The sequence below is a fragment of the Salinicoccus sp. HZC-1 genome (assembly GCF_046736035.1).
Taxonomy (GTDB): Bacteria; Bacillota; Bacilli; order Staphylococcales; family Salinicoccaceae; genus Salinicoccus.
Window position 1 is genome coordinate 452,339 of sequence record NZ_CP177130.1, and the last position, 26,372, is coordinate 478,710.

Below are 26,372 nucleotides of genomic sequence, written 5' to 3' on the forward strand. Positions count from 1 at the left end.
AATGGATAATAAAGACCGCATTTTAAAAATGCTCGAAGAAGGCAAAATCACTTCTGAAGAAGCAATCAGACTCATGGACGCAATGGAATCCAAGGAGAATACAAATACAGCAGACACGGGAAGCCGGCAGACGGCGGATGACCGCAGTCAGCACCACAGCCAGGACAGCGGGAAATCATCCGGCAGTTTTTCAGGCGCAAGCGATGTGCTCGACCAGTTCATCGGAGAATTCCAAAAGTATGTCAATCCTGAAAAGGCGAATGCGAAATATAATGATGTAAAAAGCAAATTGGAAAACCAGAAATATGCATCGCAGGTGTTCAGTTCATTTGAAAAAGCATTTGACAGCGTTAAAAATTCCAATATGGACTCCATGTTCACAACGGGTTCCAAAAACCGCCTGATTGAAACGATCGACGAAGACTTCTCGAACATCTCTGTGGACATCACCAACGGCAACGTTGTCATTGTACCGACAGACAGAGTAACGACGGCAAAGTTCGAAGTGACATCCTTCTACCGTAAAATCGATAAGAAGCGGAACTATTTCAAAGATATTATCTGTGAAGTGAAAAATGAAGAGTTGATGATTGTTTCCGATATCCGCTCAGCACGTGTAAATGTCGAGCTGCAGGTCAACCCTGCCATGGTCAACAGACTCATTGTGTCCAGTTCAAATGGTAATGTAACCATTGAAAATGAAGAATTCAGCGACCTGACCGTGGATATCCTTAACGGTAATATCACGCTCGAAAACGTTTCAGGCAACAGTGCGTTCGCCAGAACTTCAAGAGGCAATATCAATGTAGGCGGCGGCGGATATGATTCACTTGAACTCATTTCAATGGTCGGTACAACAAATACGGATAGGCTCAATGCCAAAGATCTGACGGTATCTTCCAATGGTTCTGTAAACCTCTCATTAAAAGGTGAAACGGAATCTGCTTCCATCAATTCGAACATGGGCAGCATCAACATCAGTGTGCCGCAGGGCCGCGCACTGGAAGGCAGGATCAGCACCGTCGTCGGGCAGCTGAACTATCCGCCGGATATCAATGTGAGATTCATGAAGCAGCAGGACATCGGGCTCAAAGAGCTGATGCTTGTAAATGATACAGATGAAAAAGGACTGATTCTGGAAGTCGGTACGAAATTCGGCAGTGTCACGCTGCACCGCCATTAATCCGAAAACCAATTGATTGGCCCGGCCGGCCCGACAGCTGGCCGGGCTTTTGCCGTTAATAAAAACGACTTTTGTCATAGGTCCGACATATAGTTTAAATTCTCATTTCAATGAGTCCGGAATGATTGAAAATAAACATGTGTTTCTTTATAGTAAAATTATAAAAAAGCCGAGGTGACAATATGCTCACAGTACGAGCGTTAGTAGAAAAATTTGATCTGAGGGTCAAAGCCGGAAATGATGGTCTCGATAAAGAGATTGTAAATATAGACGTTTCACGTCCGGGTCTGGAAGTCGCGGGGTATTTCTCACACTATTCTTCCGACCGGGTCCAGGTACTCGGAATGAGTGAAACTTCATTCTTTGAGAGAATGCTGACGGATGAAGAAAGGGAAGACCGCTGCAAGCGTCTTTGCCGCAGGGAAACACCATGCATTATCGTGACGCGTAATTTATATGCGCCGCTGGAATTGATTGAAGCCTGCAATCAGACTCACACCCCTTTGCTCATTACGGAAGACAGTACGACAAATTTTATCGGCAGAATATCCAATTTCCTGGAGAAAGCACTGGCACCGGAAACAAACATGCACGGTGTACTCGTGGATATATATGGGATCGGTGTACTGATTACCGGGGAAAGCGGCGTCGGTAAAAGTGAGACTGCACTGGAACTTGTGAAGAACGGTCATCGGCTGGTTGCAGATGATAATGTGGAAATCAAGCAGGTGAGCAAAAATGTATTGATGGGTTCAGCCCCGGCCCTGATTCAGAACCTGCTGGAAATCCGCGGTCTGGGAATCATCAACGTGATGACATTGTTCGGTGCAGGCAGTATTCTCGAGGAAAAACGTGTCATGCTGAATGTCAATCTTGAACCGTGGGAATCGAACAAGACATATGAGCGCCTTGGTCTGGACCAGAAGAAGATAAAAATTCTGGATACGGAAATAGATCAGAAGACGATTCCGATCCGTCCGGGCAGAAGTTTAGCGGGTATCATTGAAGTGGCTGCGATGAACCATCGCATGCAATACATGGGATATAACGCAGCGGAGGAATTCAATGACAGACTGAATGCCCAGATCCGCTCCAACGGGGGTATCAAGGATGATATTTAGTACACCGCCATTAAATCCGGTTGCGCTGGACCTGGGTCCGCTCGAAATACATTGGTACGGCATCATCATTGCGGCAGGCATGCTGCTCGGCTTCTATATCGCAGACCGCGAAGCCAACAGACGGGGCCTCCCTGAAGGCATGTTCATGGATTTGATGTTTTATATTATCATCTTTTCAATTATAGGGGCCAGACTGTATTATGTAATATTCCAGTGGGACTACTACGGCCAGAATCCGATCGATATCATCATGATCAATGAAGGCGGTATGGCAATCCACGGCGGCCTGATCGGCGGCGGCCTGGCAGGCTATATATTCTGCCGTGTGAAGGGATACAGTTTCTTCCGGATAGCGGATATTGCAGCACCCAGTTTGATTCTCGGCCAGGCCATCGGCCGCTGGGGCAACTTCATGAACCAGGAGGCGCACGGCGGTGAAGTGACACGCAGCTTTCTGGAATCACTGAGACTGCCTGAATTCATCATTAATCAGATGTACATCGATGGTACATACTACCACCCGACATTCCTGTATGAGTCCGTTTGGAACATCATCGGATTCGTCATTTTGATTCTGCTGCGTCCAAAGCTCAAAATCGGACAGACGATACTGCTCTATCTCATCTATTATTCAGCAGGCAGGTTCTTTATAGAGGGAATGCGGACAGACAGCTTGATGATCGGGGATGTACTCCGCACCGCCCAGGTGATTTCCATCATGCTCATTGTGCTTGCGGTAGTCATCTGGATCTACAGGGAGATGAAGTATGATCTTCCGAAGTACGGTAATGTGCAGGGCATATATACAGAGGGCGGACGCAACCCGCACCGGAAAAACAATAAATCAAATGCGCAGCCGCGTAAAAACAGCAATCAGAGAAAATCCAAAAGCAAAAAGCATAAAAATCGCAAAAAAGGAAGATAACCTATGAGAAGACTCGAGATCAAAAAGGCGGGCAGAATCAATCCGCTGTGGAATATGTATCAAACCATCTCCAGAGTTAAAGTGGTTAAAAACTTCATATTTATCGAACTCGGGCGTTATTCTCCTTCCACGAAATTCAAACACCTTCTGTATCGGAAAATGCTCGGAATGAAGCTTGGGCCGAACGTTTCGCTGGCATATAAGGCGATGCCCGATCTGATGTATCCGGAACGCATTCGAATTGGCAAAAATAGTATAATCGGGTATAATACAGTAATATTGACCCATGAATATCTGATCGATGAATATCGTGTCGGCGACGTAAAAATCGGCAATGACACGATGGTGGGTGCGAACGTGACGATTCTGCCGGGTGTGGTGATTGGAAATCACGCAATTGTCGGTGCTGGGAGCATTGTTTCAAAAGATGTTCCGGACCATTCAATTTGCTACGGGAACCCGCTTGTAATAAGGAGCAGGAATGATGAATGATAATAGAAAAATAATCCCCTTCAATCAAAATGGCGAGTTCCATTTTAACCAGGGGGTAAAAAAATCAGGACAAAATAATAAACATGATGCTCTGAGGAGTTTCCAAAAGGCGATTGAACTTGAAGGTAACAACTTGGCGTATCTTTCTCAGTATGCCTACTTACTTGCTGAAGTCGGCCGTGGGGCGGAAGCGGAACATATATTGATCAATGAGTTCATTCAGCATCAGTATGATGCTGAATTTTATTTTATATTGAGTCAGCTGTATATCATCATGAATGATCCGAACAAAGCATTCCTTTTTGGTGTACAGTATATGAAGCATGAACCGGATTCAGGATATGATGAAGAGCTTGAAAATATGTTCGAAGTGAGCATTGATGATGAGGATGAAGTTGAAAAAGAAGCGGATCGTTTCACAGGTCAGCATCTGTTCCAGCACCTTTTCATGAATGCCCGAATCGATGAAGCACTCGAATTCCTGTCTTCCATACCTGTTGAGATTCAGGAAGAACGCGAGTTCAGAAACTTGAAGGCGATGGCATCTTTATTCCTGAACAGATATGAAGAGGCCCATACTCTGCTTGAACAGCTTTTGAAGGAAGATCAGACAGACATGCACGCCCTGAGCCACATGACGCTGCTCTATTATCATACGGGCGAGCAGGAGAAGTACAGTGCGTTTCTTAAAAAAATGGAAGTCGTACAGCCGCTGGACGATGATGCGCGGTTTAAAGTGGGACTGGTGCTGAACTTCCTTAAAAAGTATGAGCGTTCCTATGAACTGCTGTTTCCGCTGTATAAAAAGCAGGCGTTTGTCAGTTTCCAGCTGCTGCATGCCCTGAGCCACTCCAGCTACCACATGGGTAACCGTGAGGAAGCGGAAATGTTCTGGGAGAAAATGCAGACCTTCCATCCGGTGGATGAAGCGTTCACCCCATGGAAAAAACATGAGGCTGCCGAGCGGATTACGCAGCTGGAACTTGAGTATTTAAAAGATGACGATGTGTATAAACGGCTGCTTGGGATATATAAGATATATAACGTTGAACCAAGAGATGCGATTCTCGGGCATGAAGTATGGGAGACGATCGAGTCTTTGGAAGACTATGAGAAACTCTACATTTCCTTTCTGTTCCAGGGATTGAAGCTTGTAAGGCTGGGACGTATGCACAAAGGACTGGAGGCATTGAGAGGTGCCGGTTTTGTAAATGAAGTGGACCAGCTGGCCTGGATTGAAACATTCCACGATCTGTATGACCGTAAAGAAGACGTCGAAGATACTCACGCACTCGCAGCGGCGACGATGCACTTCCATAAACGAGACAGAAAGATTACCAAGAAGTCACTGGTGGAACAGTTTAATACGAGTATTTACCGTTTGAACAAGGCAATAGAAAAAATCAAGCACATTTAATGAAATATTGCACGCCAGCATTTATAATATATAGGAATGATTATGAGATAAAGGAGTAATTATCATGGCTGAAGAAAATATTTATGATGTAGTTATCATAGGTGCGGGGCCCGCAGGAATGACGGCTGCGTTATACGCTTCCCGTGCAAACCTGAAGACTGTTATGCTGGAACGCGGCATGCCAGGCGGACAGATGGCGAACACGGAAGAGGTTGAAAACTTCCCTGGATTCGATTTTATAACAGGACCGGAACTCTCCACTAAGATGTTTGAGCACTCCCGGAACTTCGGTGCTGAATATAAATACGGCGATATCAAATCTGTTGAAATCGACGGAGATATTAAAATTCTTAAAACAAGCTCCGAAGATATTAAGACAAAAACAGTAATTATTGCGACAGGTGCAGAATACAAAAAAATCGGCATCGAAGGTGAAGATGCACTCGGCGGACGCGGTGTGAGTTACTGTGCCGTATGTGACGGCGCATTTTTCAAAGAAAAAGAACTGGTTGTCATCGGCGGCGGAGACTCTGCTGTTGAGGAAGGCGTATTCCTGACTAAGTTTGCGAGCAAAGTGACAATTGTTCACAGAAGAGATGAATTAAGAGCGCAGAAGATTCTTCAGGACCGTGCATTTAAAAACGATAAGATTGAATTTATCTGGGATACAGAAATTCAGACAATCAATGGTGACAGCAGGGTGGAGAGTGTCACACTGCTCAACAAAAAAGACGGCTCGATCTATGACTATGAAGCAGACGGCGTATTCGTATACGTGGGTATGAAACCACTCACTTCACCATTCGGAGGATTGGGTATACTGACTGAACAGGGTTATGTCGATTCAAACGATGAGATGGAAACGGCAATTCCGGGCATCTTTGCTGCAGGCGACGTACGCGAGAAAACGCTCCGCCAGATCGTCACGGCGACGGGCGACGGCAGTATTGCAGCCCAGAACGCACAGCATTATATTGAAAAACTTGCGGATATGCAGGAATCCAAATAAATGAATTTATCCCCTCTGGCCCAAGTGTCAGAGGGCTTTTTTTCGTGCGGAATTTGAGCCGTTACATTGAAAACAAACCCGTCGGATAGTATCATAATATATTGCCAAAACTTTTTAAATGATCGAAATTAGTGTAAAGTAACCTTAAGAATATCAGGAGGATGTGGGGCGAGTGAAAGAGCTGAAAATTTTAACAGGCATGAGCGGCTCAGGTAAATCTGTAGCTATTCAGGCACTTGAAGATATGGGGTATTTCTGTATCGACAATCTGCCGCCGATTCTGCTGCCTAAAGTAGTGGAATTGATGAAGACGACGGATGGCCAGATGGAGCGTGTGGCGCTTGGAATTGACCTTAGAGGGAAGGAATTTTTTGAAAGTCTGGTTTCAGAAATTGAAGTGCTCCGGGACAACAATGAAATTGTCCTTGAAATCATATTCCTCGATGCCTCTGATGAAATACTGGTAAACAGATACAAAGAAACGCGCCGGGCGCATCCAATCGACAATACATTGAATGTGCTGGATGCAATCCACGTTGAACGCGGCCTGCTCTCAGAACTTAAAGGCCGTGCAAACCGAATTATCGATACATCGGAAACGACTGAAAAATCCCTCAGAAATAAAATATTTGAACATGGAAGCGGAGAAAACCAGTCTCCGTTCAACGTCAACATTATGAGTTTCGGCTTTAAACACGGCATCCCGATTGACGCGGACCTCGTTTTTGATGTGCGTTTCCTTCCTAATCCGCATTATGTGGATGATTTGAAACCACTTACCGGTTTGGACAAACCCGTCTCCGATTATGTGATGAAATGGCAGGAGACACGCACATTTTACGCTAAATTGCTCGACTTGCTGAAATATATGCTGCCGCAATTCATGAAGGAAGGGAAGTCCCAGGTTGTAATTGCCATCGGTTGCACAGGAGGCCAGCACCGTTCAGTTACTCTTGCTGAACAGCTTGCAAAAGATCTTTCCGAGCCTTTCGATTTCAAAATGAAAGCAGTGCACCGTGATGCACCGGTCCAAAGCACAGCGTATGAAGAAAATTAAAATAACACTCGTCGGTGGCGGGACGGGTCTCAGCGTATTGGCAAGAGGATTGAGACAATACCCTGTGGATATCTCAGCAATCGTATCAGTAGCGGATGACGGCGGTTCAACCGGAATCATCCGTGATCAGATTGATATGCCTGCGCCGGGGGATATCAGGAATGTCATGAGCGCTCTGAGTGATGTGGAAACAAAATTGGAAAATCTGTTTACATACAGATTCAACAAGGATGCACTCGGCGGTCATGCACTCGGTAACTTGATGCTCGCTGCAATGTATGACATGACGGGCGATTTCGCTATGGCAGTTAAAGAATTGAGCAAAATCTTAAACGTAAAGGGGACGGTGGTTCCGTCAACGAACATCAGCCCCAAGCTTGCAGCCCGGATGGAGGACAACTCGATCATTGTCGGAGAAAGTTACATTCCGGAAGTACAGCAGAAAATTGAAGAAGTGTATCTGATTCCCAATGAAACGGTCGCAACACCGGAAGCGATTCAGGCTGTGGAAGAATCGGATGTCGTCGTCTTCGGCCCGGGCAGTCTGTATACAAGTATTATCCCCAATCTGATTCCTGCCGGGATGAAAGAAGCGATAATAAATTCAGAAGGTATAAAGGTCTATGTTTCCAATATCATGACACAGGTCGGCGAAACGGTGGATTATACTGCTGCTGATCACCTGGAAGCGATTAATTTCCATATGGGTGAAAATGTGATGGATTTCATTATACTTAACGAAGAAAATATCAAAGGGCAGATATCAGACTACTATGATAGAAATGGTATGACTGTTGTTGATAGTGACAGTGAGCGCCTTGAAGAGATGGGTGTTAAGATCGTAACAGACTCCCGTCTTGTACACATAGACGATCAGGGTGCGGTAAGACATAATAATAAAGTGCTGGCAGATAAAATTTACGACATCGCTCTAAAAGAAATCAGCACTTTACAATATAAGAAATAAGACAATATTTAAGGGCGTGATTGCATGTCATTTGCTTCTGAAATGAAGAACGAATTGACAAGGATCGAAGTGGATACGTGCTGCAAAAAAAGTGAACTTTCCGCACTCATTAAAATGAACGGGGCGCTCAGTCATTTTAACGGTGAATGGATTATTAACATCCAAACCGAAAATGCCGCAATAGCGAGAAGGATTTTCAGTTTAATCAAAGAGGTTTACGGTGTAGTAATTGAACTTCTTGTACGCAGGAAGATGAAACTGAAGAAAAATAACGTATATATATGCCGGATCAAAAAAGACAGCAAACTTGTTTTAGAAGACCTTGATATTATGAAAAACGGGGTCCTCTCCCATACAATCAGTGATGAGATCAAAAAGAAAGAATGCTGTATCAGAAGTTATCTTCGCGGCACATTTTTAGCAGGCGGCTCAGTAAATAACCCGGAAACATCCGCATATCATCTGGAGATTTTCTCGCTATATGAAGAGCATGCAGAGAGTCTTGCTGAACTGATGAATGGTTATGAACTGAATGCAAAATATATTGAGCGCAAGCGTGGATATATTACGTATTTGAAAGAGGCGGAGAAGATTGCGGAGTTCCTCAGTCTGATCGGCGGCTACCAGGCGCTGCTTAAATTTGAAGATGTGCGTATCGTCCGCGATATGCGGAACTCGGTCAACCGTCTGGTCAACTGCGAAACAGCAAATTTGAATAAAACCATCGGGGCTGCAATGAGACAGGTGGAGAATATCCATTTCATCGATTCGGAAATCGGACTGGAAGAACTGCCTGAAAGACTCAGGGAAATTGCAAAACTCCGGGTGGAACATCAGGAGGTCTCTTTAAAAGAGCTGGGCGAGATGATGTCCACCGGTGCCATTTCTAAGTCAGGCATCAATCATCGGTTAAGGAAACTCGATAAAATCGCCGATCAGTTAAGGAAAGGCGAAGAAGTCACATTTTAATACCAGTATACAAAAAGCACCAGATCCGGAAGAACATATTTCGTCCGGATCTGGTGCTTTATTATTGGAATCCTTTTATCAGACTTCCGAATCAAACAGGTCTTCCAGTGCGACTTCCAACGTCGGAAATATAAATTTGAAATCATTTTTCATTAATACTTCAGGGATGACATACTGCCCTTTAAGTACAAGGATGGATTGCTCGCCAAGCAGTTTTTCCAGCAGGAATCCAGGGGTTGTGAAGAAGTTGGGTTTGCCGAGTACGGAACCCAGGTAAATGGAAAACTGCTTTTGCCTAAGTGGCATCGGTGAAGTCATATTTACAGGGCCTGAGATTTCATCATTTACACCAACGAAAAGCATAGCGTTTAAAAGATCGTCGATATGAATCCAGCTGTACCACTGTTCACCGCTGCCAAGCTTGCCGCCTGCTCCAAATTTATATGGTGTAACCATCTGTGGCAGTGCACCCGCTTCATCATCAAGAATCAATCCGAATCTTGCACACACGACACGCACGCCGTATTCCGAAATTTTCAAGGCTTCTTTTTCCCATGCGACCACAACAGAAGACAGGAAATCATGGGCGGCAAATGTGTCGTTCTCATCGAATCTCGCGCTTTTGCTCACGGGATAATAGCCAATCGCGCTCGCATTCACAAAAGTGTCCGGTTTGATTTCAGCGTGTGCAATCCACTTATTCAAGAGCCGGGTCACGCTGAGTCTGGAATCCAGAATTTCCTCTTTGTATTCCTCGGTCCACTTATTTTGGAGAGAAGCTCCTGCAAGATTATAGACAATATCGATTTTCTTTGGCATGTCGCGCATCCATGCATTATCATCCGGGTCATCCGGGTTGTATTTAACATAATGGATATAAGGATGTTCAGCCTGGTGGTCTCCTCTGGTCAGGATATAGACATGATCCCGTTCCTCTTTAATAATTTCAGTAAGTTTTCCACCGATAAAGCCGGTGCCGCCTGTTATCAGTACGTTCATATTTAAACGCCTCCCTCACTACATTATAACCTCGTTCGCATATAGGTAATCAGGAAATGTGCAAAAAATTTGGGGAGCGGGGCTGGCAAGTGGGGTTAGCGGTCAAAGAACAGGAGACAGCTGCCGGTGTTCCCTCCGGATATCCACTCAAAATAAAAATGCAAAACCCCATTCGTTCGGGGTTTCGCATTTTCTCAATCAAATTTCTCAATTATTTTTCATTTAGTTTTTCCGGTTCCATTACTTCGTCAACCAGGCCGTATTCTTTTGCTTCGGCTGCTGTCATGAAGTTGTCGCGGTCTGTGTCTCTTTCGATTTTTTCAAGTGGCTGACCTGTACGGTCTGCAAGGATCTGGTTCAGTTTTTCGCGTGTTCTAAGGATGTGTTTCGCTGCGATTTCGATTTCTGTCGCCTGTCCCTGTGCGCCGCCAAGTGGCTGGTGAATCATCACTTCCGCGTTTGGAAGTGCGAAACGTTTGCCTTTTGCACCTGCTGCAAGCAGGAATGACCCCATTGAAGCTGCCATGCCGAGGCAGATTGTCTGCACATCGGGTTTGATGTGCTGGATTGTATCGTAAATTGCCATGCCTGCAGTTACGCTGCCGCCCGGTGAGTTGATATAAAGATAGATATCTTTTTCAGCATCCTGAGCCTGCAGGAATAACAGCTGGCTGACAACTGAGTTGGCCACGTTATCATCAATGCCTGTACCGATCATGATGATTCTGTCTTTGAGAAGTCTGGAATAAATGTCATATGCGCGTTCTCCGCGGTTTGTCTGTTCAATGACTGTAGGGATTAAGTTCATTTTATATTACCTCCTGATAATTTGCTGTTTCATCATTTACTAATTATGTTATATCATATTAGTCAAATAAGGTCAAAAGAAAAAGCTCGAAAATAAACAGCCTGAAAAGAGTAATTTTAGGGCTTTTATTCATGCTGGATTATTGCTATACTGTATTTGCTTTAATAGCTTTTATTAACAGCATACCCCCGTGGTGTAATGGATAACACGTAAGATTCCGGTTCTTGAGATGGGAGTTCGATTCTCTCCGGGGGTGTAAATTGAATCGAGGTGGGCCGTGTGAGTGGCGAACTTGAAATTATTGAAGCTCCAGACAGAGTCTATAGTGATGACTTCGTACGGGATGTATTTTACATTGCGATAAACAGCGGGAAAATATTGCTGGAAAATGGAGCGGAGACCTACCGTATTGAAGACACAATGGCACGCATTGCGTCCAGGTACGGTATTGAAAATTCTCAAGTATTCGTTACTCCCACGGTCATTATTTTTTCTATGAACGATTATGCGCTGACACAGACCGTCCGCATCGAGGAACGTGCCAACAATCTGGAAAAGGTGGACAGCATCAACAACCTTTCCCGCAGAATATCAGGCGGCCTGCCGCTCAAAAAGGCGATAGACCAGCTTGAGACCATCCATGAAGCACGGATGTTCCCTTTCTGGCTGCTCGTGCTTTCGGGGGGAATCATCGGCATCATGTTCCTCTATTTATTTGAAGGGGCATTAGGTGATGTAGCCGGGGCATTTATCGGCGGCGCCGGCGGAGTACTTATAATGGAAGGTCTGCTCCGCTATACGAAGCTTAAATTCTTTACGGAGTTTTTCGCGGCATTATTTATCGGCCTCGTCGGGATTATATATGTAGAATATGGACCGGGCGGGATGCTTGATACGATCGTCATCGCAAGTGTGATGCCGCTGGTCCCGGGTGTTTTGATTACAAATGCGATACGGGAGATGATCCGCGGCCATCTGCTTGCCGGTATCATCAAAGGTGCAGAAGCTGCACTGACAGCCGTAGCCATCGGTGCGGGTGTCGGGCTCGTATTCATGCTGTCGTAGGAGGGTATTTTAATGATATATGTATATCAGTTAATCGCGAGTTTCTTTGCCTCCGCCGGATTTGGCATCCTGTTCAATGCACCGAGACGTGCGCTCATCAACTGCGGCGTGACCGGCGCTGTCGGATGGATTGTATTCTATCTGTTCCGTGAAGGCGGGACGGACCCTGTACTGGCATCATATTTCGGAGCCGTATTCCTGACGGCGGTTGCGCTTTTTAATTCCCGGATAATGAAAATGCCGATCATAGTTTTTATTACATGCGGGATTATCCCTCTCGTACCCGGAGGAACGGCGTATGAAGCCATGCGCCACGTTGTCATGGATCAGTATATGGAAGCGCAGGGATTTGCCTTTGAAGCGGCATTGGTATCCGGAGCCATCGCCCTGGGTATCATCAGCACTGAAATGGCTGACCAGGTATTACAGTCAATAAAGAATAAAATTAATAAGAAAGAGGCTTAGGCATGATAGAGCTGGAGTATTATACGAGAAAAAACTGCGAGCTTTGCGATAATGGACGTGAACAGATTAAATTGGCATTATCAGAACTGAGATTCAACAGAGTGAAATTGATTCCAATTGATATAGATGAAGATGATGCACTGCAGGAAGAATACATGGTCCGGGTGCCTGTTTTGAAGCATGAGGGAGAAGTCGTCCAGGAAGGGCTCATTGATTTTGTACAAGTGTATGATTACTTAAAAGAATATTTGGGTAAAAGGTAGATATCAACAAATTTTATTCGAGGTCTTCAGAAAGAAAACCTATGGTTTCAATCATAGGGTGAATTTCGTCTCGGACGACCTGAATTTTAATTAAACATTTCAGCCTACAGTCAGCCTACAGTGTTGTAATGGTATACTTTAGATAGGCGAAAACCAAGCCTATCTTGATTTACAGTTAAAAAATATTGGCTCGGAGCGAGCCTTAGTAAGATAGCTTAAACCGCTGGTCTGTCCTGTAACGGGCAAACTAAGTTATGAGTGTTCCTAGAAACCCGTTACTTTAGTGATGGCGTAGCTCATCCAGTTAGAAATAATTGCATTTTTTAATATATATGCTATATTAATCATGTAGTTATTTTTTTGTCCCTAGTGGGACACAATGAGTCTCACAGTGGCGAGAGGTGTTGATGCCCGTGTGGCAAAGATTGTTGGACATTCAAAGACGCATCGCTCCGGAAGCCATAGATGAACTTTTGAAACGCTTCGAATTGTTGAAGCGGATAGAAGCGAATCAGCCGATCGGCAGGCGGACCCTTGCCAAAAAACTGGACTTGACTGAAAGAGTATTGCGTAAAGAAGTGGACAGACTGCAGTCTCTGGGGTTAATTTTAATTGATAAAAGAGGCATAGCCATCTCGCAAGCGGGTATTGATGTAATGGAAGAGTTATCTCCATATATTACAACAATCGACCGCCGTGCCGATCTTGCACGCGGGTTAAAAGAGAAATTTGGCTTAAAGGGCTTTTTCATTGTTCGCGGAGATGCAGATGGCAATCCAGAACTTCAAAAGGAATTATCCAAACGGATGGCTGAAGAACTTCAGAAAATGTTTTTCGATGGCACGGTCATTTCTGTAGCCGGCGGCTCAACGATGGCAAACGTAGGAAACTACTTAAAGCCAACGGATGGGAAATTATTATTTGTCCCGGCCAGAGGCGGTCTCGGCGAAGAGGTGAGCAATCAGGCAAACTCGATTGCAAGCCGTTTGGCAGTCGCAACAAAAAGTGAGCACAAAGTACTGTATGCACCGGATAACGTGGGTGAATCTGTACTTGAATCCCTGAAATTGGAACCGGCTGTAAAAGAAGTGGCAGAGCTTAACCGTAAATCAGATTACGTGATTCATGGTATCGGAGAAGCATTTATGATGGCCGAACGACGAAACGTCGGACCGGATGTAATCGAGCAGTTGCAGGAAAAAGGTGCAGTCGGTGAAACGTTCGGTTATTACTTTAATGCTGAAGGTGATATTTTACGTAAAGTGAAAACAATTGGATTACAGCTTGAAGATTTAGAGAGTAAACAGGCAATTTTCGCAGTTGCAGGCGGAAGCAGCAAGAAAGAAGCGGTCCGGGCTTATATGAAAATAGCCCCGAAAAACACACTGCTTTTCATCGATGAGACAATCGCAGAATATTTATTGAATAGTTAATACTAAAGCTATATAAATCAAGGAGGCCATATATTATGGTAAGAGTAGCAATTAATGGATTTGGACGTATTGGAAGATTAGCAGCAAGAGTAATTCAGAATTATGAAGATATTGAAGTAGTAGCGGTAAACGATCTGACTGACGATGATTTCCTCGCACACCTTATGAAATACGATACAACTCAGGGCCGTTTTGAAGGCGAACTCGAGCAGATCGAAGGCGGCTTTAAAATTAATGGACATGAAGTAAAATCATTCAACCAGAAAGACCCGGCACAGCTTCCGTGGGGAGACCTCGACATTGACATCGTTCTTGAATGCACAGGCTTCTTCACAGACGAAGAAGGTGCAAGGAAACACATCGAAGCGGGCGCTAAAAAAGTACTTGTTTCCGCACCCGGCAAAGGCAACATGAAAACAATCGTTTACGGTGTCAACGAAGACGTACTTGATGGTTCAGAGGAAATTGTTTCTGCAGCTTCATGTACGACAAACTGTCTTGCTCCTGTAGTGAAAGTGCTGAATGACAAATTCGGCCTTAATCACGGTCTTATGACTACAATCCACGCTTACACTGGTGACCAGAACACATTGGATGCGCCACATCCGAAAGGCGACTACCGCCGCGCACGTGCTGCAGCGATGAACATCGTTCCAAACTCAACTGGTGCAGCGAAAGCAATCGGACAGGTAATTCCTGAGCTTGACGGTAAACTTGACGGCGGTGCCCAGCGTGTACCGGTAGCTACAGGCTCACTTACTGAAGTGACAGCTGTTCTTGATAAAAACGTAACAGTGGATGAAGTGAACGAAGCAATGAAAACAGCGAAAAATCCTTCATTCGGATATAATGAAGATGAAATCGTGTCCTCAGATATCATCGGAATTTCAGCAGGTTCACTGTTTGATGCAACTCAGACTCGTGTAATGGATGTAGACGGCAAACAGCTTGTCCGTGCAGTTGCATGGTACGATAACGAAATGTCTTACACTTCCCAGCTTGTAAGAACACTTCATCACATGGTGACGAATAAATAATTCTTTTAATCCAGAACGGGCGGGGAACCGCCCGTTTTTATTTTATTTAAATTTATACAATGGGTATAATGGAATAGAACAAAAGTATAGGAGGCAAGGCAATGAAAAAGACTGTAGAAGATGTAGAACTGAAGGGCAGAAAAGTGCTGCTTCGCGCTGACCTCAATGTTCCGATGTCAGACGGAGAGATAACTAACGACAACCGCATTGTTCAAGCACTCCCGACGATTCAATATGTGCTCGATCAGGGTGGACGTGCCATTTTATTCTCCCACCTTGGAAAAGTGAAAGCGGAAGAAGATAAGAAAGAATTGACGCTTCAGCCTGTCGCTGAAAGTCTTACTGAAAAGCTGGGGCAGCAGGTAGTATTTGTGCCGCATACCAGAGGCGAAGAACTTGAGCAGGCAATCGACTCACTGAAAGACGGAGAAATTCTGCTGTTTGAAAACACGCGTTTTGAAGACCTTGATGGTAAGAAAGAAAGCGGCAACGATCCGGAGCTCGGCAAATACTGGGCATCTCTCGGTGATGTTTTCGTAAACGATGCATTTGGTACGGCACACAGGAGCCATGCATCCAATGTAGGTATCGGTTCTAACATTGAAACAGTATCCGGCTATCTTATGCAAAAAGAAATAGACTTCATCGGGGGCGCAATCGATTCGCCTGAACGTCCGTTTGTGGCGATTCTCGGCGGAGCGAAAGTTTCCGATAAAATCGGTGTCATTGAAAATGTTCTGTCCAAAGCGGATAAAGTCATCATCGGCGGCGGCATGGCCTACACATTCCTGAAATCCCAGGGCAAAGAAATCGGCAAATCACTGCTGGAGGAAGATAAAGTGGAACTGGCTGGATCATTGCTTGAAAAAGCAGGAGACAAAATTGTCCTTCCGGTCGACGTAGTCGCTGCGGACGATTTCGCAGAAGATGCAGCCCATGAAACAGTATCCGTCGATGAAATCCCGGCGGATAAAGAATGTCTGGATATCGGTGAAGGCAGTATCAAAGCATTCGAAGAGGTGCTTGATGGTGCTAAAACAGTGGTTTGGAACGGTCCAATGGGTGTGTTTGAAATGGAGGCGTTCGCCAAAGGGACAATCGGTGTATGCAAAGCAATCGCGGCGCTGGATGATGCAACGACGATCATCGGCGGCGGAGATTCAGCTGCAGCGGCGATGGATCTCGGCTATGCGGATGATTTCTCACACATTTCAACAGGCGGCGGCGCATCACTGGAATACCTTGAAGGCAAAGAACTGCCTGGTTTAACGGTCATAGACGACAAATAGTAACAAGAGAGATCAAAATGATACTAGGAGGATGTATATGAGAACACCATTTATAGCAGGTAACTGGAAAATGAACAAGACGGTTTCAGAAGGGGATGAATTTATAGATGCACTCGGCAATCTGCCAAAGAAAGATGAAGTGGAAAGTGCAATTTGTGCACCGTTTATCCACCTTCCATCATTGGTGGCCAAAGCGAAAGATCTTGAACTAGGCATCGGTGCTGAAAACAGTCACTTCGAAGACAGCGGTGCGTTCACAGGTGAAGTTTCCCCTGCAATGCTTGAAGATCTGGGCGTGGACTATGTCATTGTGGGCCACTCCGAGCGTCGCGAACATTTCGCTGAAACAGATGAAACAATCAATAAAAAAGCGCATGCACTGCATGAAAAAGGTCTTGTACCGATCATTTGCTGCGGCGAGACCGATGAAGAGCGTGAAGGCAATCAGGCTGAATCCCGTGTCAAAGATCAGGTGACGAAAGCGCTTGAAGGACTTTCTTCCGAACAGGTGAAAACTTCGGTAATCGCATATGAGCCAATCTGGGCAATCGGTACAGGCAAATCAGCAACGAGTGACGATGCCAACGAAATGTGCGGGGTCATCCGTGAAACGGTTGCTTCCCTTTATGATGACCAGACGGCAGAAGCCATCCGCATTCAATACGGCGGTTCGGTCAAACCAGAAAATATTGAGGAATACATGGCGCAGGAACACATCGACGGTGCACTTGTCGGCGGTGCGTCCCTCAAACCGGAATCCTTCACTGCGCTGCTTGAAGGTGCTAAAAAATGACTGGACCGGTGGGACTGATTATTCTTGATGGCTTTGCCAACAGAGACGAAGTGAAGGGGAATGCTGTTAAAGCAGCCGACAAACCGAACTTTGACCATTATTTTAATAAGTATCCGCATAATGAACTCAGCGCGAGCGGTATGGATGTCGGCCTGCCTGAAGGCCAGATGGGCAACTCGGAAGTCGGACACCTGAATATCGGTGCCGGACGCGTGGTGTACCAGAGTCTTACCCGCATCAATAAATCCATCGAAGACGGAGAATTCTTTGAAAATGAAGTGCTGCTCGGAGCGATGGATCATGTGAATGAAAATGACAGCGCACTTCATGTCATGGGTCTTCTGAGCGACGGCGGAGTGCATTCCCACTATGAGCACATGTTTGCGATATTGAAGATAGCTAAAGAAAAAGGCGTTAAAAACGTGTATGTCCACGCGTTTCTTGATGGGCGTGATGTGAACCAGGAATCTGCGCTCAATTATGTAGAGGAATCGGAAAAACGATTTAAGGAAATCGGTGTCGGTGAATTTGCGACAGTGAGCGGACGCTACTACGCCATGGACCGCGATCAGAGGTGGGACCGCCAGGAAACGGCCTACCAGACGATTTCCAACGGTGTGGGTCCTCGTTATGCCACGGCAGCCGAAGGTATTCAGGCGAGCTATGATGAAGGAATCTCGGATGAATTCGTCAAACCGTTTGCCGTGTTCGGCCATGATGGCGACTACGACCATGGTGTAATGAACAACGATGCGGTAATCTTCTACAATTTCCGTCCGGACAGAGCGGCCCAGCTTTCAGAAGTATATACGAATGAAGAATTCATGGGCTTCGAAATCGAAAACAAATATAGCGATTTGAAATTCGTCACATTCACAAAATACAGTGAAAATGTCCGTGCCGATGTTGTATTCGAAAAAAAGGACATCATCAACACGATTGGTGAAGTGGCTGCCAAAGCCGGGAAGAAGCAATTGCGTATTGCCGAAACCGAGAAGTATCCGCATGTGACTTATTTCATGAGCGGCGGACGCTACGAGGAATTTGACGGGGAACGCAGGGCGCTTATTGACTCACCGAAAGTGCCGACTTATGACCTGAAGCCGGAAATGAGTGCATATGAAGTGCGGGACAGATGTATGGAAGAGCTCTCCAAAAAGGACCTTGACCTCATCCTCCTGAACTTTGCCAACCCGGATATGGTCGGTCACAGCGGTAAGCTCGAACCTACTGTAAAAGCCATCGAAGCAGTCGATGAGTGTCTGGGGCCGATTGCCGATGAAATCATCGCGCAGGGCGGTACGGTCATCATTACAGCGGATCACGGCAACTCGGATGAAGTGACGTCCGAAGACGGTAAACCGATGACTGCCCACACAACAAATCCGGTACCGGTCATTGTTACAAAAGAAGGAGTAGAAGTGAGAAGCGGCGGAAAACTCGCTGATCTGGCACCGACACTCCTCGATCTGATGGGTGTGGAACAGCCGGAAGAAATGTCAGGAGAAAGCCTGATCAAATAAAAGTTTGTAATATCTTTATTTTTCTCAGATAATAAACTATAGAAAACAATCAAAAAGGAGATCTGGATATGCCATTAATTACAGATGTTTATGCACGTGAAGTACTCGACTCCCGCGGGAATCCGACAATCGAAGTAGAAGTTTTAACAGAAAGCGGTGCCTTCGGGCGCGCATTGGTACCATCAGGTGCGTCTACAGGTGAATATGAAGCAGTAGAACTTCGCGATGGAGACGATACACGTTACTTAGGTAAAGGTGTTGAAAAAGCCGTAGAAAATGTCAACGAAACAATCGGACCTGAATTGGTTGACGGCGATTTCAGCGTACTTGAGCAAGTATCCATCGATAAAATGATGATTGCACTGGATGGAACGGAAAACAAAGGCAAGCTTGGCGCAAATGCCATCCTTGGTGTATCAATGGCTGTTGCTAAAGCTGCAGCAGGTTTCCTCGGTCAGCCGCTTTATAAATATCTCGGCGGATTCAATGCGGTTCAGCTTCCAGTGCCGATGATGAACATCATCAATGGCGGAGAGCATGCCGACAACAACGTGGATATTCAGGAATTCATGATTATGCCGGTCGGTGCCGAATCATTCAAAGAAGCACTCAGAATGGGTGCTGAAATCTTCCACAACCTTAAAAAGGTATTGAATGAAAAAGGATACAACACTGGTGTGGGCGATGAAGGTGGATTCGCTCCTAACCTTGGATCCAACGAAGAAGCATTGTCTACAATCATCGAAGCTGTAGAAAAAGCAGGATACAAACCGGGCGAACAAATCCGTCTTGCAATGGATGCGGCTTCCAGCGAGTTCTACGATGCAGATACAGGCAAATATGAACTTAAAGGGGAAGGCAAGTCCTACTCTTCAGAAGAAATGGTTAACTGGTATGCAGAAATGATCGAAAAATATCCAATCATTTCAATCGAAGACGGACTCGATGAAAACGACTGGGAAGGTACAAGACTGCTTACAGAAAAAATCGGTTCAAAAGTACAGCTTGTCGGTGACGACCTATTTGTTACAAACACGAAAAAGCTCGCACGCGCAATTGAAGAAGGGGTGGGGAACTCCATCCTGATCAAAGTAAACCAGATCGGTACGCTTACAGAAACATTCGAAGCAATCGAAATGGCAAAACGTGCCGGCTATACAGCAGTAATCTCACACCGTTCAGGTGAAACGGAAGATACGACAATTGCGGACATCGCAGTTGCAGTCAATTCCGGACAGATCAAAACAGGTGCACCATCCCGTACTGACCGTGTTGCAAAATACAACCAGCTTCTCCGTATCGAAGATGAACTCTACGAAACGGCAAAGTATGAAGGATTAGCTTCTTTCTATAACCTGGATGTAAAGTAATACTTGGGTAGCTGAGACACACCTTTTCACTTTTAGTGGGAAGGTGTGTTTTTTGATTTCTCAGTTGCCAGCGCCCGATAGGACTTTTTCCGGTCTGGGCATCCATATGAATAGGTATGTGGTCATGGTCTTGGCCCGAAGGTGTCCATTACTGATACGGCAGCTCTCGTCACCTTCCAATCCATTTGCAAATATACTCTAAATCTGTTAATATTCTTAGTGTTAATATTTATGGAGGGATTACCACATGCAAACACTTCTCGTTGTGCTACTGATTATCGTTTGTATATCTTTAATTGCAGTGGTATTGCTACAGTCAGGGAAAAGCGCCGGCCTCTCAGGTGCAATCGGTGGCGGTGCAGAGCAATTATTCGGTAAACAAAAAGCGCGTGGCATGGATCTCATTCTTCATAGGGCGACGGTCATACTTTCGCTGCTGTTCTTCATGATCATGTTACTGCTGACATACTTAAGTTAATAAATTTACCCCCTAGCAATAGGGGGTTTTTATTTTATAAGTGGGAAATTTAACGTACAATGAAATTAATGAATTGAAAGTAGGGTAAAACTATGAAGATACAATTGCCGGAACCGTTTTTCTTTGAAGAAGGAGAAAAAGCTGTACTGCTCCTCCATGGGTTCACAGGGAATTCATCGGATGTCCGCCAGCTCGGCCGCTACCTTCAAAAGCAGGGGATCACTTCCTATGCGCCGCATTACGAAGGGCATGCTGAACCCCCTGAAAATCTACTGCAGTCGAGCCCGTATGTCTGGTGGTCCCAGGTGCTGGAAGCCTACGACTTTCTCAAAGAAAAAGGATATGACAAAATTTTCGTCGCGGGTCTTTCTATTGGCGGTGTGTTTGCCCTCCGTCTGGCAACTGAAAGGGATGTTGTTGGCGTGTCCACCATCTGCAGTCCGATGTATTTAAAGGACAAGGAGACGATGTATGGCGGTGTGCTGGAATATGCACGCGGCTTTAAGGAGATGGAAGGTAAAGGTGCGGAGGCAATTGAAAAGGAAATGATCCGTTTTGAACCGACTGATATGCTGGATGAGATTCGTGATATGATAAGCTTGGTAAATGGTAAACTGGAAGATGTATTCGATCCGCTTTTCATCGCCCAATCTGAAAAAGATGAGATGATCAACCCGGATTCTGCGAACATCATCTATGATGAAACTTCCACTGATGAAGAGGATAAAGAAATTAAGTGGTATCCGGAATCGGGCCACGTATTGACAATAGATGTGGAGAAGAAAGAATTGTTTGAAGATCTGCATCGATTTATGAACCAGTTGGACTGGAATTGATAAGGAGGCGTTTCCATGAGTGAATACAGAGAAAAAATATTGGAAATCATCAAGTCGGATGACTATAAGCCGATGACGATGGATGAATTCCAAAGCGCGCTTTCTGCGTATGATTCGGAGGATTTTAAGGAAATGGTGAAGGGAATGGTTGCCCTTGAAGAGTCCGGAGAAGTATTCAGAACGAAGAAAGACAAGTTTATGAAAACAAGCGAAACGAATCTTGTAAAAGGGAAGCTTTCCATGCATAAGCGCGGATTTGGATTCCTTCGTCCCGAAGACAAAGAACTTGATGATGTTTTCATTCCGCCGAATGCGATCAACGGTGCCCTGGACGGCGATACTGTCTTAGTCGAAGTACAGCAATCGACAAGGAGTGAGGACAGCGACAAACAGGAAGGTTCTGTTTCCAGTATCCTGACACGCGGCATAACGCGTGTTGTCGGTGAATACAATCCAAGCAAAAACTTCGGTTTCGTTATTCCGGATTCCAAGAAAATAATCGATGATATTTTTATCCCTAAAAATCAGAATCTCGGTGCGGTGGATGGACACAAAGTGCTTGTGGAACTTACCAAATACCGTGAAGGGGAAGATAAACCGGAAGGCCATGTCATTCAGATTCTCGGGCATAAAAACGATCCGGGTGTCGATATTCTTTCCATTATATATCAGCATGGTATCGAGATCGAGTTCCCTGAAGAAGTGCTGAAAGAGGCCGAGCAGGTACCGGAGACAATTGATCCATCCGAGCTGAAAGGGCGTACGGATCTGCGCGATGAGTTCACGATTACGATCGATGGTGCAGATGCAAAAGACCTTGATGATGCGGTGTCAGTGAAAAAGCTGGAGAATGGCAACCATGAGCTCACAGTCAGCATTGCTGATGTAAGCTATTACGTCAAGGAAAATTCTGCTCTGGATGGCGAAGCGTATGAGCGTGCAACGAGTGTGTATCTTGTGGACCGTGTCATTCCAATGATTCCGCACCGTCTGTCCAACGGTATATGCTCACTTAATCCGGATGAAGACCGTTTAACGATGAGCTGCCGGATGGAAATCGACCATAACGGAAAAGTCGTAAACCATGATATTTTCCAAAGTGTCATTCATTCCGACCGCAGAATGACATACGATGCGGTGAATAAAATGCTGGTGGATGACGATCGGGCATTAATCAGCGAATTCAGCGATGTGTATCCAGTGCTGCAGGACGCGGAAGCACTCGCCCAGATTCTCAGAAACAGGAGAGAAGCCCGCGGCGCGATTGACTTCGACTTCAACGAAGCACAGGTACTGGTCAATGAAGACGGCTCAGCTGGCGACATCGTTCTGAGAACACGTTCGGTCGGAGAAAAAATGATTGAGGAGTTTATGCTGGCTGCGAATGAAACAGTCGCTGAACATTTCCACTGGATGGAAGTGCCATTCCTGTACCGTGTCCACGAAGATCCGAAGGAAGAGAAACTCAGACAGTTCTTTGAATTCATCACGAATTTCGGAATCGTTGTGAAAGGTAAAGGGAATGAGATCCATCCGAGGGCACTGCAGGAAATTATCGAAGAAGTGGAAGGCAGACCGGAGGAGATGGTCATCAGCACACTGATGCTCCGTTCCATGCAGCAGGCGCGTTATTCTGAAGAGAACCTTGGACACTTCGGATTATCAGCAGAGTTTTACACACACTTCACATCACCGATCAGACGTTATCCTGACCTGATTGTCCACCGCCTGATCAGAAAATATCTGATTGAAGGAAAAACGGACAGGAAGACGGTTGATAAAAATGCTGAATTCCTGCCGGAGGCAGCAGAACACACATCTGGCAGGGAACGTCGTGCACAGGATGCAGAACGTGACACGGATGATCTGAAAAAAGCGGAATACATGCTTGAGCATGTGGGTGAAACATTTGAAGGTGTCATATCCGGCGTGATGAACTTTGGCATGTTCGTAGAACTGCCAAATACGATTGAAGGACTTGTCCACGTATCGAACATGACGGATGACCACTACCAGTATCACGAAAAGCAGCTTGCGATTGTCGGAGACCGCACGGGCAAAGTATACCGTATCGGTGATCCTGTGGAAATTGAAGTCATGGATGTCAATCTGGCTGAAAAACTCATTGATTTCAAAGTAGTGGGCATGCCGGAACGTGCACCAAGACAAAGACGCGACCGTCCGGTGGAAATAAAAGCCAAAACCAAATCCGAAGGCAAAGATGGAAAAGGCAAAGGCTCTAAACCCGATGGGAAAAAGCATTTTGATAAAGGGAAGAGTAATAAAAAGCCATTTTACAAAGGTGCGAAGACCGCGGCAAAAAAACGCAATGGAAAGAAGTAATGAGCAATGAAAAAAACACATGACAAACCGCTTGCTCAAAATAGAAAGGCAAGCCACGAGTATCACATAGAAGACACTGTAGAAGCGGGGATTGAGCTGAGAGGGACAGAAATCAAATCAATCCGCCGCGGATCCGCCAACTTGAAGGATGCCTATGCCCGTGTGTATAAAGGGGAGATGTATGTGTACAATATGCACATCGCCCCCTATGAGGAGGGCAACCGGTTCAATCACGATCCGCTCAGGGCAAGAAAGCTTTTATTGAAAAGGAAGCAGATTGACAAGTTGTACGGCATATCGAAGGAAACGGGATATGCGCTCATCCCGCTGAAGCTCTATATAAAGAACGGATTTTGTAAAGTGCTGCTCGGTGTCGGAAGAGGTAAAAAGAAATACGACAAGCGTGAAGACCTGAAACAAAAACAAATGAAACGGGATATAGACCGGGCGATCAAAGACCGGATGCAGTAGGGTGCCGGCTTGATTTTTAAGCTGTTTTCTGCTATAATAATTATTACGCCGATTGAGGTGTAACCCTTATAAATCCGGGGACGTTCCGGATTCGACAGGGGCTGTTGGGCATTTTAAGCGTGCCGGAGGTTTCGGCTCCGCAAAAACGATACTCAGTTTATAATAACTGGCAAACAAAACAATCTCGCAGTAGCTGCGTAATAGCGCTCTGCATCATCCCTTGTCGTTTCCTGTGCGACCTGACCGGATGATTCAACCTTAGCAGGATACGCATTCAGTCTTCCGTCTGGAGACTGGATGAAGAGAATAATCAGACTAGCATGGTATGTGGTTCGTCCATTACCGTCAGCCATGCGAAATTCAAATATGGACTACGCACGTAGAAAGAAATGTATCAAGGTCTCTGGACGCGGGTTCGACTCCCGCCGTCTCCATTAGATAATGCTTAACCCCAGCGGTTAAGCATTTTTATTTTTGCTGATGTGCTTTGAATACCGGCGGATTCCGCTTCAATGATAAAAATTCGTATACATCCAAATGGTGATTTTCCGATTTTTAAATCGTTTTTAAGCAGTCAGTAAGTTATAATAACTTTTCAATAATCCCGGAGGTAAGTGTATGAATGATAACCTGAAACGCGCTCAGAAGGGCGCCTACCTGAGCCTGATCACATATATTATCCTTTCGATAGCCAAATTCATAACGGGGGTCCAGTTCAACTCAGCAGCCCTGCAGGCCGATGCATTCAATAATATGACGGATATACTGGTATCCATCGCAGTACTTGTCGGCCTGAAGATATCATTGAAGCCGGCGGATAAAAATCATCCGTACGGACATATGAAGTCGGAGAACATTTCGACACTGCTCGTATCGTTCATCATCATGTTCGTCGGACTGCAGGTCATAATGGATAATTTCCCAAAATTGACGGAGGGCGATTATACAACACCCAATCCATTGACCCTGTGGATCAGCTTCATCAGCGGATTTATCATGCTGATGGTCTATTTCTATAATAACAGCCTGGCTAAAAAGACGAAGAGCAGCTCTCTGAAGTCCGCGGCAGTGGACAATCTATCCGACGGTCTGGTCAGTTTCGGCACAGGGTTCGGACTGATTTTCACCCAGATCGGCTTCCCCATCGCCGACCCGATACTGGCCGTTATCCTCGGCCTGCTGATCGTCTACACCGGTTTTAAAATATGCAGGGAAGCGATTTTCACATTAAGTGACGGCTTCCATGAGAAGGATCTGGAATTCTATGTCAATGACGTCATGAGAGTGGACGGCGTAAAAGGCGTCTCTTCAGTCAAAGGCAGATATCACGGTGACAGTGTGTTCCTCGATGTCACGATTTTTGTGGATAAGACCATCACACTTGATGAGGCACATGACATTTGCGATCAGGTTGAAAAATCTTTGAGTGAAGAAGGGGTCTATTCCTCTTATGTACATCCCGAACCCTATGAGGAAGACTGAAAGGCAGGTGCCGGCACCTGCCTTTTTTACATGGAAACATCCATATGGTAAATAAAAGCCCATGAAAAATCCGGAACCCCGACGGTTCCGGATGAACAGGTCCTACATCTTCTCTATATACTCTTTGATGGCAACCGCCTGGTTGTGCTTTTCATCTTTTGCGCCATAAAGCAGTGTCACATTGTGCCCGTCACTGTCTTTTTTGATTTCTTTCAACAGTTCTTTATGCGCATCAAGTTCCTTGAAATATTTCTTCCTGAACTCATCCCATTTATCAGCATCGTGATCGAACCATTTGCGCAGATCAGATGAAGGGGAGAGTTCCTTGTACCACTCGTCGTGATTCAGATCTTCTTTTTTCACACCTCTCGGCCAGACGCCGTCTACCAGATACCTCTTTCCGTCCTGCTGGGATTCATCATCATAGACTCTTTTGATTTTAAGCATTTTATTCACCTCGTTATGAATATGCCCTATAATAAAAAGAAACAAACAATGAATCGGTGCATATCCGTACTGATTCGATTGAAATTTACGCTTACATTCTATAATGTATATAAATAAACAGGAAAAATGG

26 protein-coding genes, 1 tRNA gene and 1 other RNA gene are annotated in these 26,372 nt (G+C 45.4%); 25 read left to right on the forward strand and 3 right to left on the reverse strand.

What is annotated here, in order from left to right:
• The first annotated feature begins 1 nt into the window (after nt 1).
• The 9 genes from ACKRAT_RS02340 (at nt 2) to whiA (ending at nt 9,140) form a co-directional block, all read left to right on the forward strand.
• Nucleotides 2-1,183, forward strand: coding sequence for a DUF4097 family beta strand repeat-containing protein (locus ACKRAT_RS02340; RefSeq protein WP_411843512.1), 1,182 nt, complete (start codon nt 2-4; stop codon nt 1,181-1,183).
• A 182-nt stretch (nt 1,184-1,365) separates the two neighbouring features.
• Nucleotides 1,366-2,304, forward strand: a complete 939-nt coding sequence (hprK, locus tag ACKRAT_RS02345; protein ID WP_411843513.1) for an HPr(Ser) kinase/phosphatase — start codon at nt 1,366-1,368, stop codon at nt 2,302-2,304.
• Nucleotides 2,294-3,229 (forward strand): prolipoprotein diacylglyceryl transferase, encoded by a 936-nt coding sequence (gene lgt, locus ACKRAT_RS02350; RefSeq protein WP_411843514.1) that lies wholly within the window; start codon nt 2,294-2,296, stop codon nt 3,227-3,229. Before hprK ends, lgt begins: the two co-directional genes overlap by 11 nt.
• A 3-nt stretch (nt 3,230-3,232) precedes the next feature.
• Nucleotides 3,233-3,721, forward strand: a complete 489-nt coding sequence (locus ACKRAT_RS02355) for an acyltransferase (RefSeq protein ID WP_411843515.1) — start codon at nt 3,233-3,235, stop codon at nt 3,719-3,721.
• Nucleotides 3,711-5,138, forward strand: coding sequence for a tetratricopeptide repeat protein (locus ACKRAT_RS02360; RefSeq protein ID WP_411843516.1), 1,428 nt, complete (start codon nt 3,711-3,713; stop codon nt 5,136-5,138). Before ACKRAT_RS02355 ends, ACKRAT_RS02360 begins: the two co-directional genes overlap by 11 nt.
• Nucleotides 5,139-5,202: 64 nt before the next feature.
• Nucleotides 5,203-6,147 carry a thioredoxin-disulfide reductase gene (trxB, locus tag ACKRAT_RS02365; protein WP_411843517.1) on the forward strand — a complete coding sequence of 315 codons (945 nt, stop codon included), beginning with the start codon at nt 5,203-5,205 and terminating at the stop codon, nt 6,145-6,147.
• A 172-nt stretch (nt 6,148-6,319) separates the two neighbouring features.
• Nucleotides 6,320-7,204 (forward strand): RNase adapter RapZ, encoded by an 885-nt coding sequence (rapZ, locus tag ACKRAT_RS02370; RefSeq protein WP_411843518.1) that lies wholly within the window; start codon nt 6,320-6,322, stop codon nt 7,202-7,204.
• A complete protein-coding gene (locus tag ACKRAT_RS02375; protein ID WP_411844395.1) occupies nt 7,191-8,171 on the forward strand; it encodes a gluconeogenesis factor YvcK family protein in 981 nt (326 codons plus the stop codon). Before rapZ ends, ACKRAT_RS02375 begins: the two co-directional genes overlap by 14 nt.
• 24 nt (nt 8,172-8,195) lie before the next feature.
• Entirely contained in the window at nt 8,196-9,140 is a 945-nt protein-coding gene (gene whiA / locus ACKRAT_RS02380; RefSeq protein ID WP_411843519.1) for a DNA-binding protein WhiA, read from the forward strand.
• 78 nt (nt 9,141-9,218) lie between these two features.
• Here the strand turns inward: whiA and ACKRAT_RS02385 are convergent, their stop codons facing one another.
• Nucleotides 9,219-10,139 (reverse strand): TIGR01777 family oxidoreductase, encoded by a 921-nt coding sequence (locus ACKRAT_RS02385; protein WP_411843520.1) that lies wholly within the window; start codon nt 10,137-10,139, stop codon nt 9,219-9,221.
• A 211-nt stretch (nt 10,140-10,350) separates the two neighbouring features.
• Nucleotides 10,351-10,947: an ATP-dependent Clp endopeptidase proteolytic subunit ClpP gene (clpP, locus tag ACKRAT_RS02390; protein WP_411843521.1), complete on the reverse strand. Its 597-nt coding sequence runs from the start codon at nt 10,945-10,947 to the stop codon at nt 10,351-10,353.
• Nucleotides 10,948-11,131: 184 nt separating this feature from the next.
• Here clpP and ACKRAT_RS02395 point away from each other — a divergent pair.
• The 16 genes from ACKRAT_RS02395 (at nt 11,132) to ACKRAT_RS02470 (ending at nt 25,795) form a co-directional block, all read left to right on the forward strand.
• Nucleotides 11,132-11,203, forward strand: a tRNA-Arg gene (locus tag ACKRAT_RS02395).
• A gap of 23 nt (nt 11,204-11,226) precedes the next feature.
• Nucleotides 11,227-12,012, forward strand: coding sequence for a threonine/serine exporter family protein (locus ACKRAT_RS02400; protein ID WP_411843522.1), 786 nt, complete (start codon nt 11,227-11,229; stop codon nt 12,010-12,012).
• Nucleotides 12,013-12,024: 12 nt separating this feature from the next.
• Nucleotides 12,025-12,477 carry a threonine/serine exporter family protein gene (locus tag ACKRAT_RS02405; protein ID WP_411843523.1) on the forward strand — a complete coding sequence of 151 codons (453 nt, stop codon included), beginning with the start codon at nt 12,025-12,027 and terminating at the stop codon, nt 12,475-12,477.
• Nucleotides 12,478-12,479: 2 nt separating this feature from the next.
• On the forward strand, nt 12,480-12,740 hold the full coding sequence (locus tag ACKRAT_RS02410; protein WP_411843524.1) for a glutaredoxin family protein: 261 nt from the start codon (nt 12,480-12,482) through the stop codon (nt 12,738-12,740).
• Between the two features lie 407 nt (nt 12,741-13,147).
• Nucleotides 13,148-14,173, forward strand: a complete 1,026-nt coding sequence (locus ACKRAT_RS02415) for a sugar-binding transcriptional regulator (RefSeq protein WP_411843525.1) — start codon at nt 13,148-13,150, stop codon at nt 14,171-14,173.
• A 32-nt stretch (nt 14,174-14,205) separates the two neighbouring features.
• A complete protein-coding gene (gene gap / locus ACKRAT_RS02420) occupies nt 14,206-15,210 on the forward strand; it encodes a type I glyceraldehyde-3-phosphate dehydrogenase (RefSeq protein ID WP_411844396.1) in 1,005 nt (334 codons plus the stop codon).
• Nucleotides 15,211-15,311: 101 nt separating this feature from the next.
• On the forward strand, nt 15,312-16,499 hold the full coding sequence (locus tag ACKRAT_RS02425) for a phosphoglycerate kinase (protein WP_411843526.1): 1,188 nt from the start codon (nt 15,312-15,314) through the stop codon (nt 16,497-16,499).
• Nucleotides 16,500-16,536: 37 nt separating this feature from the next.
• Nucleotides 16,537-17,292, forward strand: coding sequence for a triose-phosphate isomerase (gene tpiA, locus ACKRAT_RS02430; RefSeq protein ID WP_411843527.1), 756 nt, complete (start codon nt 16,537-16,539; stop codon nt 17,290-17,292).
• Nucleotides 17,289-18,815, forward strand: a complete 1,527-nt coding sequence (gene gpmI / locus ACKRAT_RS02435) for a 2,3-bisphosphoglycerate-independent phosphoglycerate mutase (RefSeq protein ID WP_411843528.1) — start codon at nt 17,289-17,291, stop codon at nt 18,813-18,815. The genes tpiA and gpmI overlap by 4 nt, the downstream gene beginning before the upstream one ends.
• Nucleotides 18,816-18,883: 68 nt before the next feature.
• Complete coding sequence (eno, locus tag ACKRAT_RS02440) at nt 18,884-20,185, forward strand: phosphopyruvate hydratase (RefSeq protein ID WP_411843529.1); 1,302 nt, start codon at nt 18,884-18,886, stop codon at nt 20,183-20,185.
• Between the two features lie 247 nt (nt 20,186-20,432).
• On the forward strand, nt 20,433-20,663 hold the full coding sequence (secG, locus tag ACKRAT_RS02445; RefSeq protein WP_145290782.1) for a preprotein translocase subunit SecG: 231 nt from the start codon (nt 20,433-20,435) through the stop codon (nt 20,661-20,663).
• Between the two features lie 92 nt (nt 20,664-20,755).
• Nucleotides 20,756-21,499, forward strand: coding sequence for an alpha/beta hydrolase (locus tag ACKRAT_RS02450; protein WP_411843530.1), 744 nt, complete (start codon nt 20,756-20,758; stop codon nt 21,497-21,499).
• A gap of 15 nt (nt 21,500-21,514) precedes the next feature.
• Nucleotides 21,515-23,842, forward strand: coding sequence for a ribonuclease R (gene rnr / locus ACKRAT_RS02455; protein ID WP_411843531.1), 2,328 nt, complete (start codon nt 21,515-21,517; stop codon nt 23,840-23,842).
• A 6-nt stretch (nt 23,843-23,848) separates the two neighbouring features.
• Entirely contained in the window at nt 23,849-24,313 is a 465-nt protein-coding gene (gene smpB / locus ACKRAT_RS02460; protein WP_411843532.1) for an SsrA-binding protein SmpB, read from the forward strand.
• 76 nt (nt 24,314-24,389) lie between these two features.
• Nucleotides 24,390-24,750, forward strand: a transfer-messenger RNA (tmRNA) gene (gene ssrA / locus ACKRAT_RS02465).
• A gap of 181 nt (nt 24,751-24,931) precedes the next feature.
• Nucleotides 24,932-25,795, forward strand: a complete 864-nt coding sequence (locus tag ACKRAT_RS02470) for a cation diffusion facilitator family transporter (RefSeq protein WP_411843533.1) — start codon at nt 24,932-24,934, stop codon at nt 25,793-25,795.
• 102 nt (nt 25,796-25,897) lie between these two features.
• Here ACKRAT_RS02470 and ACKRAT_RS02475 read toward each other — a convergent pair whose 3' ends face one another.
• Nucleotides 25,898-26,242, reverse strand: a complete 345-nt coding sequence (locus tag ACKRAT_RS02475; protein WP_046789435.1) for a DUF488 domain-containing protein — start codon at nt 26,240-26,242, stop codon at nt 25,898-25,900.
• Between the last annotated feature and the right edge of the window lie 130 nt (nt 26,243-26,372).